Origin of the sequence: Streptomyces sp. NPDC020422 (assembly GCF_044386705.1) — a bacterium.
Taxonomy (GTDB): domain Bacteria; phylum Actinomycetota; class Actinomycetes; order Streptomycetales; family Streptomycetaceae; genus Streptomyces.
This window is the reverse complement of sequence record NZ_JBIRVJ010000004.1, coordinates 664,836-680,969: the sequence shown is the minus strand read 5'-3', so window position 1 is coordinate 680,969 and position 16,134 is coordinate 664,836. Positions and strand designations below refer to the sequence as shown.

Below are 16,134 nucleotides of genomic sequence, written 5' to 3'. Positions count from 1 at the left end.
AACCGATGGACAGCCGTGCGTCCGCCGACGGCTGCCGCGCACAACCCCGTGACAAGCGCTCCGTAGCGTCTGGGACGTAAGCAGACAGGGCTGGTCACGGGGATCGGAGGCGGTTCGGGATGGCGCACGGCGAGGTGCTCGATTTCGAGGAGTACGTACGCACTCGGCAGGACGCGCTGCTGCGCAGCGCCCGCCGGCTCGTACCCGACCCGGTGGACGCCCAGGACCTCCTGCAGACCGCGCTGGTGCGCACCTACGGCCGCTGGGACGGCATCGCCGACAAGTCGCTGGCCGACGCGTACCTCCGCCGGGTGATGATCAACACCCGCACCGAGTGGTGGCGGGCCCGCAAGCTCGAAGAGGTGCCCACCGAGCAGCTGCCCGACGCCCGTGTCGAGGACGCCACCGAGCAGCACGCCGACCGGGCCCTGCTCATGGACATCCTGAAGGTGCTCGCGCCCAAGCAGCGCAGCGTGGTCGTACTGCGCCACTGGGAGCAGATGAGCACGGAGGAGACCGCGGCGGCGCTCGGCATGTCGACCGGTACGGTGAAGAGCACGCTCCACCGCGCGCTGGCCCGGCTGCGGCAGGAACTGGAGAGCCGGGCCGCCGAGGGCGACACCCGTGCCCTGGAGGCGGGGGTCCTGGAGCGGACGACGACCGTACGGAACGGACGGGAGCAGGAGCGGTGCGCGGCCTAGGTGCCAGACAACGGGCGGCGGGCGTCACGGCGGTGGCCGGGCTCGCCGCCGTCGGCGTGCTCGTGGCCGGCTGCTCGACCGGTGGCACGGGCTCGCGCGACGAGGGCGCGGCCCGTCCCGACGAGGTCGCCTCGACGGCGCCGGCCGCCTCGCCGCCCGCCGCGTCCATGGAGAGCGGCGCCGCGAAGGCCGCCAAGCGGGTGGATCCGATCGCGCTGCTGAAGGCCGACCCGAAGATCGGCGAGCGGCTCAAGACGGATCTGAAGCCGTGTGTCGCGGACGCCTATCCGGTGGACACCTCGTACGGCAACCTCACCGGCTCGACCTCGCCCGACGTCGTCGTCAACGTGATGACCTGCGGCGATGCGGTGGGCATCGGCACGTACGTGTACCGCGAGGAGAACGACAAGTACACCAACGTCTTCATGGCCGAGGACGCCGCCGTCTACGGAACGATCGACCGGGGCGACCTGATCGTCACCAAGCAGGTGTACGCGAAGGGCGACCCGGTCGCCTATCCCTCGGGCGAGGACGTGGTCACCTACCGCTGGTCGGGGAACAAGTTCACCCAGCACGACTGGGTGCACAACGACTACAGCAAGGCCGTCGGCGACGGCGGCATCGACGGTGCCGCGCCCTCGCCGAGCGAGCCCGGCGCGAACTGAAGGGCGGCAAGGCGCACCATGGCCGAGACCCATGTCCTGTTCGTCGAGGACGACGACGTCATCCGTGAGGCCACCCAGCTCGCCCTGGAGCGGGACGGCTTCATGGTGACCGCCATGCCCGACGGCCTGTCCGGCCTGGAGGCCTTCCGGGCGAACCGGCCCGACATCGCGCTCCTCGACGTGATGCTGCCGGGAATGGACGGCGTCAGCCTGTGCCGGCGGATCCGGGACGAGTCGACCGTGCCGGTGATCATGCTGTCGGCGCGGGCCGACTCCATCGACGTCGTCCTCGGTCTGGAGGCCGGCGCGGACGACTACGTCACCAAGCCCTTCGACGGTTCGGTGCTGATGGCCCGGATCCGGGCCGTGCTGCGCCGCTTCGGCCACGCGGGCGGCCCCGGTGCCGGCGACGGCGGGCGCGAGGAGGCGCCCGAGGGCGGGGTGCTGGTCTTCGGCGAACTGGAGGTCGACACCGAGGGCATGGAGGTGCGCAGGGGCGGGGAGCCGGTCGCGCTCACCCCGACCGAGATGCGGCTGCTCCTGGAGTTCTCCTCGGCGCCCGGCACCGTGCTCTCCCGGGACAAGCTCCTGGAGCGGGTCTGGGACTACGGCTGGGGCGGCGACACCCGGGTGGTGGACGTCCATGTGCAGCGGCTGCGCACGAAGATCGGACAGGACCGGATCGAGACGGTCCGCGGTTTCGGTTACAAGCTCAAGGGATGACCGGGCCGGATCGGCGAGGCCGCCGAGGTCGCCCGGGTCGCAGAGGTCACAGAGGATGAAGCAGGTCAGCAGGTGGTGAAGGGGCTCGCCCTCCGTACGGGGGTCCGCTGGAAGATCGCCGTCGCCATCGCGGCGGTCGGCGCTCTCATCGCGGTCACCCTCAGCCTGGTCGTCCACAACGCGGCCCGCGTCTCCATGCTCGACAACGCGCGCGACGTGCAGATGTGGCGGCTGCTCTTCGCCCAGCGCGTGTACGAGACCTCCAAGCCGAAGGAGCCCCGCTTCGGCACCAAGATCAACGACCCGGCGCTGCCGCCGCAGCTCGACCAGCTGATGCGCGACAAGCGGCGCGGCACCTACGTCCAGGAGCACGACAGCGGCCCGCCGGACGTGTGGGCGGCCGTGCCCCTGGCCAACGGGGACGTGCTCTCGCTGCACGTCCCCTTCGCCGACCGCAGCGCCACGATCATGAAGGACCTGGACCGGGCCCTGATCATCGGCTCGGTGTCGGTGGTCTTCGGCGGCTGTGCGCTCGGCGTGCTCATCGGCGGGCAGCTCTCGCGGCGGCTGCGCAAGGCGGCCGCGGCGGCCGGCCGGGTCGCCCAGGGCAACACCGAGGTCCGGGTGCGGGACGCCGTCGGCGGGGTCGTACGGGACGAGACCGACGAGCTGGCCCGGGCGATCGACGCGCTGACCGACGCCCTGAACGAGCGGATCCAGGCCGAGCGGCGGGTCACCGCGGACATCGCGCACGAGCTGCGCACCCCGGTCACCGGTCTCCTCACGGCGGCCGAGCTGCTGCCGCCCGGGCGGCCGAGCGAGCTGGTGCGGGACCGGGCGCAGGCCATGCGGACCCTGGTCGAGGACGTCCTGGAGGTGGCCCGGCTGGACAGCGCGTCGGAGCGGGCCGAGCTCCAGGAGGTGGCGCTCGGCGAGTTCGTGGAGCGACGGGTGCGGGCGCTCGACCCGGGGGCGGTCGTGCGGGTCGTGCACGAGTCCTGGGTCAGCACCGATCCGCGCCGCCTGGAGCGCATCCTGGGCAATCTCCTCGCCAACGCGGCCAAGCACGGCAAGGGGCCGGTGGAGGTCACCGTCGAGGGCCGGGTGGTCCGGGTCAGGGACCACGGCCCCGGCTTCCCGGAGGCCCTGCTCCAGGACGGGCCGAGTCGCTTCCGCACGGGCAGCAGCGACCGCGCGGGCCAGGGCCATGGCCTGGGCCTGACCATCGCGGCCGGCCAGGCCCGGGTCCTCGGCGCCCGGCTGACCTTCCGGAACGCGGCTCCCGAGGGCACCCCGGACGGGGCGGGCGGCGCCATCGCCGTCCTGTGGCTGCCGGAGCACGCCCCGACGGCCACGGGCAGCTTCCCGGTGCTGCGGTTCCCCGACTGAGCCGGCTCGGTGCCGGTCAGGCCTTGGACGGGAGTCCGAAGTCCTTGGAGAGGTCGAGCTCCTCGTTGCGCTGGGTCAGCGAGTACCAGTTGCCGTTGTCGTCGCGGAAGATCGCCTCGATCCCGTACGGCCGCTCGACGGGCGCCTGGAGGAACTCCACCCCCTTCGCGCGGAACTCCTCGTAGTCGCGCCGGCAGTCGTCGGTGCGGAAGGCCCCGGCGCCGAGGACGCCCTTGCTGACGAGCGTCTTCAGGGCGGTCGCGGACTCCTCGTCCATGGCCGGGCCGTCGGGGCTCATCAGGGCCAGCTCGACGTCCGGCTGGTCCTTGGCGCCGACGGTGATCCAGCGCATGGGGCCCATGGTCAGGTCGTCCCGTACCTCCAGGCCCAGCTTCTCGGTGAAGAACCTCTTGGTGCGCTCCTGGTCGAGCGTCCAGACGGTGGTGATGCCCAGTCCTTTGATCATGCGACCACCGTAGGCAGTCGCCGGATCAGCCCGCTTCTCCGGAATTGCCGCGTCCCCGCCCGGGGAAGCCGCCCGCGTACAGAAGGGCGAAGCAGCCGGGTATGAGCGCGGCGCCGCGGCCCACGTGCCGGGCCCGGTACTCGCTGGGGGTCAGTCCGGTCCGGCTCTTGAAGCGGCCGGAGAAGGTGCCGAGGCTGCTGAAGCCGACCAGGGTGCAGATCTCGGTGACCGACAGATTCGCCGTACGGAGCAGCTCCTCGGCCCGCTCGATGCGGCGGCGCGAGAGGTACTGGCCGGGGGTCTCCCCGTACGCCGCCTTGAAGGCGCGGACGAAGTGGTAGCGCGAATAGCCGGCATGGGCGGCCACCGCGTCCAGGTCGAGCGGCTCGGCCCAGTCGCGGTCCATGGCGTCCTTGGCGAGGCGCAGCCGGCGCAGCAGGGCCAGCCGCGCACCCTCGCGGGTGCTGGTCTCCACGTACGGAAGACTCGCACGCGCCACTGACAACGGCCCCCGCCGTCCACGGACAACGGCCCCCGCCGTCCACGGGGACGGCGGGGGCCGGGGGGCGCCGGGCGGGGATCAGACGGTCTCGGCGACCTTCGCCGCGTCCGCCGCGGACTCCTGCGGGGCCGGGCCGGTTCCGCGCAGCGCCACCTCCTTGACGAAGAAGGCGAGGACGAAGCCGAGGACGGCGACGGCCGAGCCGACCAGGAAGGCGGAGTGGGTGCCGGAGGAGACGGCGTACTGGTACGCCTCGCGCACCGCCTCGGGCAGCCGGGCCAGGCTGGCCGCGTCGAGCTGGGCGGAGTGCGCGGTCGCCGCGCCGCCGCCCCGGGCCGCCATCTCGTCCTGGACCCTGCTCGTGAACAGGGCGCCCATGATGGCCACGCCGAAGGAGGAGCCGAGGGTCCGGAAGAGGGTGGTCGAGGAGGAGGCGACGCCCATGTCCTTCATCTCGACGCTGTTCTGCGCGACCAGCATCGTGATCTGCATCAGGAAGCCCATGCCGGCGCCGAGGACGGCCATGTACACGCCGGAGACGAACCGGGTGGTGTCGGTGTCCATCGTGGAGAGCAGGTAGAGACCGCCCACCATGAGGGCGCCGCCGATGATCGGGAAGGCCTTGTACTTGCCGCTGTTGGTGGTGACCCGGCCGACGACCAGCGAGACGACCATCATCGACAGCAGCATCGGCAGGAGCAGCAGGCCGGAGTTGGTGGCCGAGGCGCCCTGGACGGACTGCTGGAACAGCGGCAGGAAGAGCACCGCGCCGAACATCACGAAGCCGGTGATGAAGCCGATCAGGGACATCAGGGTGAAGTTGCGGCTGCGGAAGATGTGCAGCGGCATGATCGGGTCGCTCGCGCGGGTCTCGGCGAAGAGGAAGGCGACCAGGGCCAGGACGCCGCCGACCGCGAGGCCGACGATGGTGGCCGAGCCCCAGGCGTACTCCGTGCCGCCCCAGGTGGTGACGAGGACGATCGCGGTGATGCCGAGGGTCAGCAGGCCGGCGCCGAGGAAGTCGATCCGGGTGCCGGTGGCGCGCTGCTTCCTGGGCAGGTGCAGCACGGTGGTGATCATGGCGAGGGCCACGACGCCCAGCGGCAGGTTGATGTAGAAGGACCAGCGCCAGCCCCAGTGGTCCGTGATGGAGCCGCCGACGAGCGGTCCGCCGATCATGGCGAGGGCCATCACGCCGGCCATCATGCCCTGGTACTTGCCGCGCTCGCGGGGCGGGATCAGGTCGCCGATGATCGCCATCACGCCGACCATCAGTCCGCCGGCGCCCAGGCCCTGGACGGCGCGGAAGCCGATGAGCTGGCCCATGTCCTGGGCCATGCCGCTGAGCGCGGAGCCGATCAGGAAGATGACGATCGAGGTGAGGAAGACGCCCTTGCGGCCGAACATGTCGCCGAGCTTGCCCCAGATCGGGGTCGAGGCGGCGGTGGCCAGGGTGTAGGCCGTGACGACCCAGGAGAGGTGCTCCAGGCCGCCGAGCTCGCCCACGATCGTCGGCATCGCGGTGCCGATGATCATGTTGTCGAGCATCGCGAGCAGCATCGCGATCATGAGGGCCAGGAGCACGACGCGGACGCTGCGCGGCTGCGGGGCCTCCCCTTCGGCCTTTTGCTGAACAGTCTGTTTCGTCGCCATGTCGCGCTCCCCGTTTCCTTACTTGCCGCCCGGCTAGTTACTACAATGGGGACGGTAGACCCCCAACTTGCCGGTCGTCAAGTAAGTACCGGTGGAAGCGAGAGACCATGGCCCAGGCCCGAGGCAACACCCGTCAGCGCATCCAGGACGTGGCTCTCGAACTCTTCGCCGAGCAGGGGTACGAGAAGACCTCGCTGCGCGAGATCGCGGAACGCCTCGACGTCACCAAGGCCGCGCTCTACTACCACTTCAAGACCAAGGAAGACATCCTCATCAGCATCTTCGAGGACCTGACGAGGCCCATGGACGAGCTGATCGAGTGGGGCCGCGAGCAGCCGCGCACCCTGGAGACCAAGCGCGAGCTGCTGCGCCGCTACCAGCAGGCGCTGCTCGCCGCCGCCCCGCTCTTCCGCTTCATGCAGGACAACCAGGCCGCGGTGAGCAAGCTGAGCGTCGGCCTGACCTTCAAGGAGCGCATGATCGCGCTGACCGGGCTGCTCCACGAGGACGAGTCCGCGATGACGGACAAGGTCCGCTCCATCAGCGCGATCTTCACGCTGCACGCCGGCACGTTCTTCATGCACAACGTCGAGGGCGACCCCGAGGAGAAGCAGGAAGCCGTCCTCGAGGTCGCCCTCGATCTGATCACCGAGGCCCACCACGGGGCCTGAGCGTCAGGTGCGTCAGATGGAGACGCCGTGGGACCGCAGGAAGGCGGCCGGGTTCACGGCGGAGCCGTAGTTCGGGGTGGTGCGGATCTCGAAGTGCAGGTGCGGGCCGGAGGAGTTGCCGGTGTTGCCCGAGAGGGCGATCCGCTCGCCGGCGCCGACCTTCTCGCCGATGTGCACCTGGATCTTCGACAGGTGGGCGTACTGCGAGTACGTGCCGTTGGCGTGCTTCACGACGATCGCGTTGCCGTACGCCGGGCCGTCGCCGCCGCCGTTGGGGCCGGCCTTCACGACGGTGCCGGCCGCGGCGGCCTTGACCGGGGTGCCGACCGGGACGGCGAAGTCCTGGCCGGAGTGCTTGTGGGCCCACATGGCGCCGCCCTGGTTGTAGCTGGCGCTCAGCGTGTAGGAGCTGACCGGCTTGACCCAGCCGGTCGCCTTCTTGGCGGCCACGGCCTTGGCCTGCGCCTTGGCGGCGGCGGCCTTCACCTGGGCGGCCTTGGCCTGGGCGGCGGCCTTCGCCTGGGTCGCCTGCGCCTGGGAGGCGGCCTTCGCCTGGACGGCGGCCTGGTGGGCGAGCGCGGCGGACGTGGCGGTCGCGGTGTTCGCGACGGCGGCCTGGCCCTCGGCGGCGAAGGCGGAGCCGGCTCCGGCCACCAGCGACGCTCCCAGGCCGGCGGTGGCGAGGGTGGCGACGGCGGCGATACGGATGCTGGGCTTCATGACGCGCTTCGACATACGGGGGAGAACCTCCGGACAGAACGGGACCCGACGCGACAGCGGTCTGCGCCGGGCTTGCTCATCCTTGGTAACCCGGACCCCCATCCAGCCCAAAACACCCCATCTACGACATCACGTCGTAGCGATCTCCGGGGAAGTTCAGCTCTTGACGACGCCGGGGCCGCCTCGCGAATTCGGACATACCATCCCTGATCGATCGGTTTAATCCCATGTCGCGACCCTCCCGAAGCGCCCGAAAGGCCGTGCGATGTCCCGTTCGGGAGCTCCGGGACCAAAGTCCCGACGGTTGAGCCCCATACGTCCCCGATTCGGCCGGGACATCACCACTATTCCGGTTAGTACCCTCCGAAACCCCTGTGCGCCTTGTCACCACGGGCGCGCCGCGAATGGGACCTGGGTCACGCGACCGAACCCTCCCGAACCCCCTCCGCGGCCCTCCGGACGGCACTAGCTTCCGAGGCATGACCGAGCACATCTCCCCGATCGAACTCCGCAGGGACCTCATCCACGCGGTCCTGGGACGACGCCAGGGAAGCGGGGTCCTGGTGGCACCGGGCACCCTGCTGACCAGCGCCCATGTCCTCGACGGCGCCCGCAGCGCCATGGTCGTGGCGCCCAACCGGAGCCCGGCCCGCTTACGGGTGGTGTGGTCGGACGACCGGCTCGACGCGGCGCTCCTGCAGGGCGACACGGGCGCCGTCCCGACCCCGCCGCTCAGCACCGTCGTCACCGCCCGCCCGATACCCGGCTGCGAGATCCTCGGCTACCCCCAGGTCCAGCGGTACGACGGACGGAAGCCGGACCTCGACCAGTACACCGGCACCGTGCTGCCCATGGCCGGACTGCTCCGCCGCACCCTGACCGTCGAACTCGACCACCCGCCGGTCACCGCCGACGAGGACGGCCCCTCCCCGCTCGCCGGCCTCTCCGGCGCCCCCGTCTTCGCCGGCGAACGACTCCTCGGCATCGTCCGCGCCGTCCCCAGGGGCCGGGGCCACCGGCGCCTGGAGTGCGTCTCCCTCACCGCCGTCCTCGCCGACGCCCAGGCCCGCCAGTGGCTCCCCACCGTCTCCGTGACGACCACCGGCGCCCACCCCCGCGACGACTTCCACGAGGAGGAGTACGGCGAGGCCCTCGGCGCCGCCTACCGGCGCACCAGGATCTTCGGCCTCGACGAGCTCGGCAAGCGCGCCTCCGAGTGGGACCTCGACACCGCCTACCTCTCCCTGGAGGCCACCTCCCGCGACCAGGAGGCCGTCGCCGTCCCCCGCCGCATCGACGACCTGCTCGCCGCCCGCCCGCGCGTGCTGCTCCGCGGCGACGCGGGCGCCGGGAAGACCACCCTCATGTGGTGGCTGGCCGCCCACGCCGCCGCCGGGACGCTCGGCCCGGAGCTCGCCGAGCTCAACGGGCTCGTCCCCTTCGTCGTACCCCTGCGCACCCTGCGGGCCCGCGGCGCCGGCTTCCCCTCCCCCGCCGAACTCCCCGGAGTCGCCGGGCTCATGATCGACGCGGCCCCCGAGGGCTGGGCGGGCCGGGTCCTCGCCGCCGGCCGCGGACTGCTGCTCGTCGACGGCCTGGACGAGGTCAGCCAGTCCGACCGGGAGGACGCCCACACCTGGCTCAGCGGCCTGCTCGCCCGCTACCCCCGCACCCGCTGCGTGGCGACCGTACGGCCGCACGCCGTCGCCGCCGACTGGCTCGGCGCCGAGGGCTTCGAGGAGCTCACCCTCCTCCCACTGCGGGGCGACGACATCCAGGCCTTCGTCGCCGCCTGGCACGAGGCGGCACGCCTCGACGCGCCCGCCGAGGAGAACCTCACCGACCTCGAACACGACCTGTCCCAGCAGTTCCGCCACAACCCGAACCTGGCCGAGCTGGCCCGGACGCCGCTGCTGTGCGCGGTGATCTGCGCGCTGCACCGCTTGCGGGAGGGCTTCCTGCCGGAGAACCGCTGGGAGCTGTACGACTCCGCCCTCGCGATGCTCCTGGGCGTCCGCGACGAACGGCGCCGCATCGACGCGCCCGACGGGATCCGCATGACGGTGGAGGAACACACCCAGCTGCTCCAGCGCCTGGCCGCGTGGCTCGTCCGCGGCGGCCAGGCCGAGTTCACCCGCGAGCAGGCCCTCCAGCGCCTGGAGCGCGCCCTGCCGGGCATGCCCCGCGTCCAGTCCCAGGGCACGCCCGAGGAGGTCCTCACCCACCTCGTCAACCGCAGCGGCCTGCTCCAGGAGCGCACGGACGACGTCTTCCAGTTCGCCCACCGCACCTTCCAGGACTTCCTCGCCGCCAAGGAGTTCGTGGAGGACGACCTCCTCCAGGAACTCCTCCGCCACGCCCACGACCAGCAGTGGCACGACGTACTGCTGCTGGCCGCCGGCCACTGCAAGCGCCGCGACCTGCCGGTCCTGGTGGAGGGCCTCCTCAAGGCCGGCTCCGAGACGCGCAAACGCGACCTGAAGACGACGCTGTACGTCCTGGCGGCCCTGGCCGCCCAGCACGCGGCCTGGCTGGACGAGACGCTGCGGCGGCGGGTGCTGAGAGCGGTGAGGTCGGTGGTGCCGCCGCGGAACCCGGGGCAGGTCGCCCAGCTGGCCCGGCTCGGCGGATACGTGCTGCCGCTGCTGCCAGGGCCTCAGGAGGTGGCCAAGGACACCGTGGACGCCGTCACCGGCCTGATCGCGAAAATCGGCGGGTCGGCAGCGCTCCCGTACGCCCGGGCTTTCGCGGAGGCCGGGGAAGCAGGTCGCTTCACGACGTCGTGGCCCTCGTTTCCGGCGGAGGCCTTCGCCCGGGAGGTCGTCGGACGTCTCGACCCCGGCGAATCGATCATGGCTTTCACCGCCGAGCACCTGCGTCTTCTTCGGGACCACGAGGCCCTGGACAACATCACCGTCGTCGGGGACTTCGAGCCGGATGCGCTCGTCCAGGCGTTCAGCGGTCGATCCCTGCGCATTCTGGGCCTCGCGAACAACGACCGGTTGACCGACCTCTCGTTCCTGCACGCACTGGACCACTCCCGGCTCAGGGGTCTGGTCGTGGCCGACTGCTCCCGGCTGGCGGACCTCGAAGCGGTGGCCGGCCTGCGGCCGCTCCTCGTCTTCCGGGTCTCCGGCCCTCTCGCCGGGCAGCAGACGGTGGACCTCACGGGGTTCAGCGCACATCCCTCCCTGCAGGTCGTCGTCTCCGGCGTTCCCCGCAAGAACATCCTCGGCGCCGCCGCCCTGGGCGACCGTCTGACCGTCGAATGACAAAGGGGCGGCCCCGGAACCCTCAGGTTCCGGGGCCGCCCCTACGGCTTCAGCCGAGCGTCACGCTTCCTTGGACAGGTTCGGACCCGCCCCGCCCGCCGCCTCGATCGGAGGCACGTCCGGCAGGGCCGACTTCTCCTCGCCGCGGAACGTGAACTTGCGCTCCTCGCCCTCGCCCTCCGTGTCCACGACCACGATGTGACCGGGGCGCAGGTCGCCGAAGAGGATCTTCTCCGACAGCGTGTCCTCGATCTCGCGCTGGATCGTCCGGCGGAGCGGACGGGCGCCGAGCACCGGGTCGTAACCCTTCTTGGCGAGCAGCTCCTTCGCGGACTGGGAGAGCTCGATGCCCATGTCCCGGTCCTTCAGGCGCTCGTCGACGCGGCCGATCATCAGGTCGACGATCTGGAGGATGTCCTCCTGCGTCAGCTGCGGGAAGACGATGATGTCGTCCACACGGTTGAGGAACTCCGGGCGGAAGTGCTGCTTCAGCTCGTCGCTGACCTTCGCCTTCATCCGCTCGTAGTTGGACTTCGTGTCGCCCTGGGCGGCGAAGCCCAGGTTGAAGCCCTTCGAGATGTCCCTGGTCCCGAGGTTGGTCGTCATGATGATGACCGTGTTCTTGAAGTCCACGACCCGGCCCTGGGAGTCGGTCAGGCGACCGTCCTCCAGGATCTGGAGAAGGGAATTGAAGATATCGGGGTGGGCCTTCTCGACCTCGTCGAAGAGGACCACGGAGAACGGCTTGCGGCGCACCTTCTCGGTGAGCTGGCCGCCCTCTTCGTAGCCGACGTATCCGGGCGGAGAACCGAAGAGCCGGGAAACCGTGTGCTTCTCGCTGAACTCCGACATGTCGAGGGAGATCATCGCGTCCTCGTCGCCGAAGAGGAATTCGGCGAGCGCCTTGGACAGCTCGGTCTTACCGACACCGGACGGACCGGCGAAGATGAACGAGCCACCGGGGCGCTTGGGGTCCTTCAGACCCGCACGGGTCCGGCGGATCGCCCGGGACAGACCGATGACGGCGTCCTTCTGGCCGATGACGCGCTTGTGGAGCTCGTCCTCCATGCGGAGCAGACGCGAGGACTCCTCCTCGGTCAGCTTGAAGACCGGAATGCCGGTGGCGGTCGCGAGGACCTCGGCGATCAGCTCGCCGTCGACCTCGGCGACGACGTCCATGTCGCCGGCCTTCCACTCCTTCTCCCGCTTGGCCTTCGCGGCGAGGAGCTGCTTCTCCTTGTCGCGCAGGGAGGCGGCCTTCTCGAAGTCCTGCGAGTCGATCGCGGACTCCTTGTCCCGGCGGACGGAGGCGATCTTCTCGTCGAACTCGCGGAGGTCCGGCGGCGCGGTCATCCGGCGGATGCGCATCCGGGAGCCGGCCTCGTCGATCAGGTCGATCGCCTTGTCCGGGAGGAAGCGGTCCGAGATGTAGCGGTCCGCCAGGGTCGCGGCCTGGACGAGGGCCTCGTCGGTGATGGAGACCCGGTGGTGGGCCTCGTACCGGTCGCGCAGACCCTTGAGGATCTCGATCGTGTGCGGCAGCGACGGCTCGGCGACCTGGATGGGCTGGAAGCGGCGCTCGAGGGCGGCGTCCTTCTCCAGGTACTTGCGGTACTCGTCGAGCGTGGTGGCACCGATGGTCTGGAGCTCACCGCGGGCCAGCATCGGCTTGAGGATGCTGGCGGCGTCGATCGCGCCCTCGGCGGCGCCCGCACCCACCAGGGTGTGGAGCTCGTCGATGAACAGGATGATGTCGCCGCGGGTGCGGATCTCCTTGAGGACCTTCTTCAGGCGCTCCTCGAAGTCACCGCGGTAGCGGGAGCCGGCGACCAGCGCGCCGAGGTCCAGGGTGTAGAGGTGCTTGTCCTTGAGGGTCTCGGGCACCTCGCCCTTGACGATGGCCTGCGCCAGTCCCTCGACGACGGCGGTCTTGCCGACGCCGGGCTCGCCGATGAGGACCGGGTTGTTCTTGGTGCGGCGGGACAGCACCTGCATGACCCGCTCGATCTCCTTCTCGCGCCCGATGACCGGGTCGAGCTTGGACTCGCGGGCCGCCTGGGTGAGGTTGCGGCCGAACTGGTCGAGGACCAGGGACGTCGAGGGCGTGCCCTCGGCAGGGCCGCCGGCGGTGGCGGCTTCCTTGCCCTGGTAGCCGGAGAGCAGCTGGATCACCTGCTGCCGGACCCGGTTGAGATCGGCGCCCAGCTTCACGAGGACCTGGGCGGCGACGCCCTCGCCCTCGCGGATCAGGCCGAGCAGGATGTGCTCGGTGCCGATGTAGTTGTGGCCGAGCTGGAGGGCCTCGCGGAGCGACAGCTCCAGGACCTTCTTGGCACGCGGGGTGAAGGGGATGTGGCCGGACGGGGCCTGCTGCCCCTGACCGATGATCTCCTCAACCTGCTGGCGGACCGCCTCGAGCGAAATCCCGAGGCTCTCCAGGGCCTTAGCGGCGACACCCTCACCCTCGTGGATAAGGCCCAGGAGGATGTGCTCGGTGCCGATGTAGTTGTGGTTGAGCATCCGGGCTTCTTCCTGAGCCAGGACGACAACCCGCCGCGCGCGGTCGGTGAACCTCTCGAACATCGTTAATCGCTCCTCAGAGCGGTCAGTCAGTTAGGGGTCGATCCCCTCCCTGTCCTTCCGCAGCTTAGTCCCGCAAGCGGGGACCGCTCATTCCAACTGCCGACATCCGTCCGGATCACCCCCTTACTTCTCGGGGAGACCTGCTGCCGAACAGCCGACAAATGCTCCAACTCGATGGTGCGAGACGATGTTCCCGCAGGCCAAGCTGTTACCCGCACCTTCACTACGCCGATGGCGAACGTGAGACGCTTCTGCCCGCGAGTCACCCCTCCTCACATGGAATGTCTTACCCGTAAGGACGGACACTCCATGCGGCGCACCCCGGTTCCCTCCGCTACGGGCGAACAACCTTGCGCTCTCGAATGCACCCGTACGCCCCCATCATGGACACTCTGCGCTGCGGATCAAGGACCCACCGTCACCGTGCCGGGGTGTGGCACGTAACCAAGACGCCCTCGGCGGCGTTCCCCGGGTATGGCCCTCACCGTCCCGCTCCCGCGCTCGCCGATCGACGGCGGTACGGCGCGGTGGTACGAGCAGGAGCTCGGCTGGGCCGCCGTGGCCGGGCCGCCGGTGCAGCTGGTGACGGGGCTGCGCTTCGACGTGCTCGAAGTGCCCGCCGCGGCCGGTCGCGGGGTGCTGCGCCGGTTGGGCGCCGCCACCGGTCCGGTGGCCCTCATGGGGCGCAGGATGCGGCTGCTGGTGGCAGCGGGAAGCGCGGAGGAGCTGCCCGGGCTGCTGGACTGGCTGGAGTGGGGCGGGATCTCACTGGATCTCGCGGCCCTGGGCGCCGACGGCCGGATGACCGCGCCCGTTCCCCCGGGCTGGAGCCGTTCCGGCCTGCCGGGGGCCCCGGTGTGGCTGAGGGCCCCGGAGCCAGGTCGCGAGGTGGAGTCCTCGCTGCCGGCCCTGCGGCCCTCGGTGCGGGGCGGTGCGGACGCCCCCTGTCTGGCCCGGCTGGTGGCCGCGGCCGCCGCGGAGTGCCACCGGGTCCGGCTGCTGAGCGCTGCCCGGAACCACCCCCGGGGGGCGGGACCGGCGGCTCAGCAGCTGGCGCCTCAGCGGTTCGCGTCCTCGTAGGCCGCCTTGATCTCCGCAGGCACGCGGCCGCGGTCGTTCACGTTGTAGCCGTTCTCCTTGGCCCACGCGCGGATCTTCGCGGTGTCCGGGCTGCCGCCGGAGGCGACGACACGGCCCTTGCCCCGGGCGCCGGCGCCCCGGCCACCGGTGCGGCGACCGCTCTTGGTGTACGGCTCGAGCAGGTCGCGGAGCTTGTCCGCGTTGGCGGTGGTGAGGTCGATCTCGTAGGACTTGCCGTCCAGCGCGAACGTCACGGTCTCGTCCGCCTCGCCGCCGTCGAGGTCGTCGACAAGAAGGACCTGAACCTTCTGTGCCACCGGATTTCCTTTCATCGAAAATGCAGTACGCGGAAAGGAAACCGCTTTTCCCGGAAAAACACAAACCCCTGGCAGAGGTTCAGAACCCCGGCAACGCGGGAAACGTGCGCGATTCGGACATAGGAGTCAGGTCACAGGTGCAGAAGCATCCGGCTGTTGCCCAAGGTGTTCGGCTTCACTCGTTCGAGACCGAGGAACTCCGCGACGCCCTCGTCATAGGAACGCAGGAGCTCGCTGTAGACATCTCCGTCCACCGGAGTCTCGCCGATCTCGACGAAGCCGTGCTTCCCGAAGAAGTCGACTTCGAAGGTGAGGCAGAAAACCCGGCGGACACCGAGCCATCGGGCGGTGTGGAGCAACTTGTCCAGCACCTGATGTCCCACTCCGGCGCCCTTGAACTCGGGATCGACGGCGAGAGTACGGACTTCGGCGAGGTCTTCCCACATCACATGGAGCGCACCGCAGCCGACGACCGTGGCGTCGTCGTCGCGTTCCGCGACCCAGAACTCCTGGATCGACTCGTAAAGGGTCACCGTCGCTTTGTCGAGCAGGATGCCGCGGCGCACGAAGGGATCGACGAGACGGCGCACCGCGGCGACATCGGAGGTACGGGCCCGGCGCACGGTGACGGCTTTGGCGGAAGACATGGGGGGACGTTATCGCCCCTGCTCCCCCGGTTCCGCGCCGCCCTGCCCGGAGGTCGGGCCCGCCTCGGGGCTGTCCCGCTGGACGATACGGATGGCGTCGTTGAGGGCTTCGCGCTGTTCGGTCGACATCATGCCGAAGAAGGCGACCAAGGCGGCGGCGGGGTTGTCGCTCTGCGCCCATGCCTCGTTCATCAGTGCGGCCGAGTAGGCGGCGCGGGTCGAGACCGCCGTATATCGATAGGCGCGGCCTTCGACTTCCCTGCGGACCCAGCCCTTCTGATGGAGATTGTCCAATACGGTCATGACGGTGGTGTAGGCGATGGACCGTTCCTGCTGGAGATCCTCCAGGACTTCCCGGACGGTCACCGGGCGGTTCCATTGCCAGACGCGGGTCATGACGGCGTCTTCCAGCTCTCCCAATTGGCGGGGCACAGCGCCACCATAGTGCGCGGTGACCGAATAAGCGCCCATTGGCGCCCATTCACGGAGGAAACGCCCAGGAAGAGTGCAAAAAGGACGTACGGCCTGACGGCGGTCGTACGTCCTCGGGGCTTGCGGGCCCGGCTACGGGGCGGTGGTGCCCTGCTGGCGGGCGGACTCGGCGCGGGCGAGGGCGGCGTCCACGATCGCGTCCTCCTTGGCCTTGTTCGGTCCGCCCTGGCTCTTGACGATCGTGACGACCAGGCCGATGAAGAAGACGGCCATCACGACGGGGGGCAGGAGCGCGGATACATAGTCCATGGGA

16 protein-coding genes are annotated in these 16,134 nt (G+C 70.3%); 7 read left to right on the top strand and 9 right to left on the bottom strand.

Going from position 1 to position 16,134, the window contains the following annotated elements; translation table 11 throughout:
- The first annotated feature begins 119 nt into the window (after positions 1-119).
- The 4 genes from ACH414_RS13950 (at position 120) to cseC (ending at position 3,478) form a co-directional block, all read left to right on the top strand.
- On the top strand, positions 120-701 hold the full coding sequence (locus ACH414_RS13950) for a SigE family RNA polymerase sigma factor (protein WP_382546698.1): 582 nt from the start codon (positions 120-122) through the stop codon (positions 699-701).
- A complete protein-coding gene (locus tag ACH414_RS13945) occupies positions 689-1,366 on the top strand; it encodes a hypothetical protein (RefSeq protein ID WP_382546701.1) in 678 nt (225 codons plus the stop codon). Before ACH414_RS13950 ends, ACH414_RS13945 begins: the two co-directional genes overlap by 13 nt.
- A gap of 18 nt (positions 1,367-1,384) precedes the next feature.
- A complete protein-coding gene (gene cseB, locus ACH414_RS13940; protein WP_382546704.1) occupies positions 1,385-2,089 on the top strand; it encodes a two-component system response regulator CseB in 705 nt (234 codons plus the stop codon).
- 75 nt (positions 2,090-2,164) lie between these two features.
- Complete coding sequence (gene cseC / locus ACH414_RS13935) at positions 2,165-3,478, top strand: two-component system sensor histidine kinase CseC (RefSeq protein WP_382547179.1); 1,314 nt, start codon at positions 2,165-2,167, stop codon at positions 3,476-3,478.
- 16 nt (positions 3,479-3,494) lie between these two features.
- Here cseC and ACH414_RS13930 read toward each other — a convergent pair whose 3' ends face one another.
- The 3 genes from ACH414_RS13930 to ACH414_RS13920 form a co-directional block, all read right to left on the bottom strand.
- Positions 3,495-3,944, bottom strand: coding sequence for a VOC family protein (locus tag ACH414_RS13930; RefSeq protein ID WP_382546706.1), 450 nt, complete (start codon positions 3,942-3,944; stop codon positions 3,495-3,497).
- Between the two features lie 25 nt (positions 3,945-3,969).
- Entirely contained in the window at positions 3,970-4,350 is a 381-nt protein-coding gene (locus ACH414_RS13925; protein WP_382547182.1) for a helix-turn-helix transcriptional regulator, read from the bottom strand.
- Between the two features lie 174 nt (positions 4,351-4,524).
- Positions 4,525-6,099: an MDR family MFS transporter gene (locus ACH414_RS13920; protein ID WP_382546709.1), complete on the bottom strand. Its 1,575-nt coding sequence runs from the start codon at positions 6,097-6,099 to the stop codon at positions 4,525-4,527.
- Positions 6,100-6,206: 107 nt separating this feature from the next.
- Here ACH414_RS13920 and ACH414_RS13915 point away from each other — a divergent pair, with 107 nt between their 5' ends.
- Positions 6,207-6,770: a TetR/AcrR family transcriptional regulator gene (locus tag ACH414_RS13915; RefSeq protein ID WP_382546712.1), complete on the top strand. Its 564-nt coding sequence runs from the start codon at positions 6,207-6,209 to the stop codon at positions 6,768-6,770.
- A gap of 12 nt (positions 6,771-6,782) precedes the next feature.
- Here ACH414_RS13915 and ACH414_RS13910 read toward each other — a convergent pair whose 3' ends face one another.
- Entirely contained in the window at positions 6,783-7,505 is a 723-nt protein-coding gene (locus tag ACH414_RS13910) for a M23 family metallopeptidase (RefSeq protein WP_398941910.1), read from the bottom strand.
- A gap of 464 nt (positions 7,506-7,969) precedes the next feature.
- On the opposite strand from ACH414_RS13910, the gene ACH414_RS13905 reads away from it, so the two are divergent.
- A complete protein-coding gene (locus ACH414_RS13905; RefSeq protein ID WP_398941908.1) occupies positions 7,970-10,762 on the top strand; it encodes an NACHT domain-containing protein in 2,793 nt (930 codons plus the stop codon).
- Between the two features lie 60 nt (positions 10,763-10,822).
- Here the strand turns inward: ACH414_RS13905 and ACH414_RS13900 are convergent, their stop codons facing one another.
- Entirely contained in the window at positions 10,823-13,345 is a 2,523-nt protein-coding gene (locus tag ACH414_RS13900) for an ATP-dependent Clp protease ATP-binding subunit (RefSeq protein ID WP_382546721.1), read from the bottom strand.
- A 474-nt stretch (positions 13,346-13,819) separates the two neighbouring features.
- Between ACH414_RS13900 and ACH414_RS13895 the strand changes: the two genes are divergently transcribed.
- Positions 13,820-14,425, top strand: a complete 606-nt coding sequence (locus ACH414_RS13895; protein ID WP_382546723.1) for an SCO3374 family protein — start codon at positions 13,820-13,822, stop codon at positions 14,423-14,425.
- Here ACH414_RS13895 and ACH414_RS13890 read toward each other — a convergent pair.
- The 4 genes from ACH414_RS13890 to ACH414_RS13875 all read right to left on the bottom strand — a co-directional run bounded on the left by ACH414_RS13890 (position 14,404) and on the right by ACH414_RS13875 (position 16,130).
- A complete protein-coding gene (locus ACH414_RS13890) occupies positions 14,404-14,742 on the bottom strand; it encodes an Lsr2 family protein (protein ID WP_382546726.1) in 339 nt (112 codons plus the stop codon). The genes ACH414_RS13895 and ACH414_RS13890 overlap by 22 nt on opposite strands.
- Before the next feature lie 131 nt (positions 14,743-14,873).
- Positions 14,874-15,389 carry an amino-acid N-acetyltransferase gene (locus tag ACH414_RS13885; RefSeq protein WP_382546729.1) on the bottom strand — a complete coding sequence of 172 codons (516 nt, stop codon included), beginning with the start codon at positions 15,387-15,389 and terminating at the stop codon, positions 14,874-14,876.
- Between the two features lie 9 nt (positions 15,390-15,398).
- Positions 15,399-15,821, bottom strand: a complete 423-nt coding sequence (locus ACH414_RS13880) for a BlaI/MecI/CopY family transcriptional regulator (protein WP_382546731.1) — start codon at positions 15,819-15,821, stop codon at positions 15,399-15,401.
- A 132-nt stretch (positions 15,822-15,953) separates the two neighbouring features.
- On the bottom strand, positions 15,954-16,130 hold the full coding sequence (locus tag ACH414_RS13875; RefSeq protein ID WP_382546734.1) for a hypothetical protein: 177 nt from the start codon (positions 16,128-16,130) through the stop codon (positions 15,954-15,956).
- Positions 16,131-16,134: the final 4 nt, after the last annotated feature.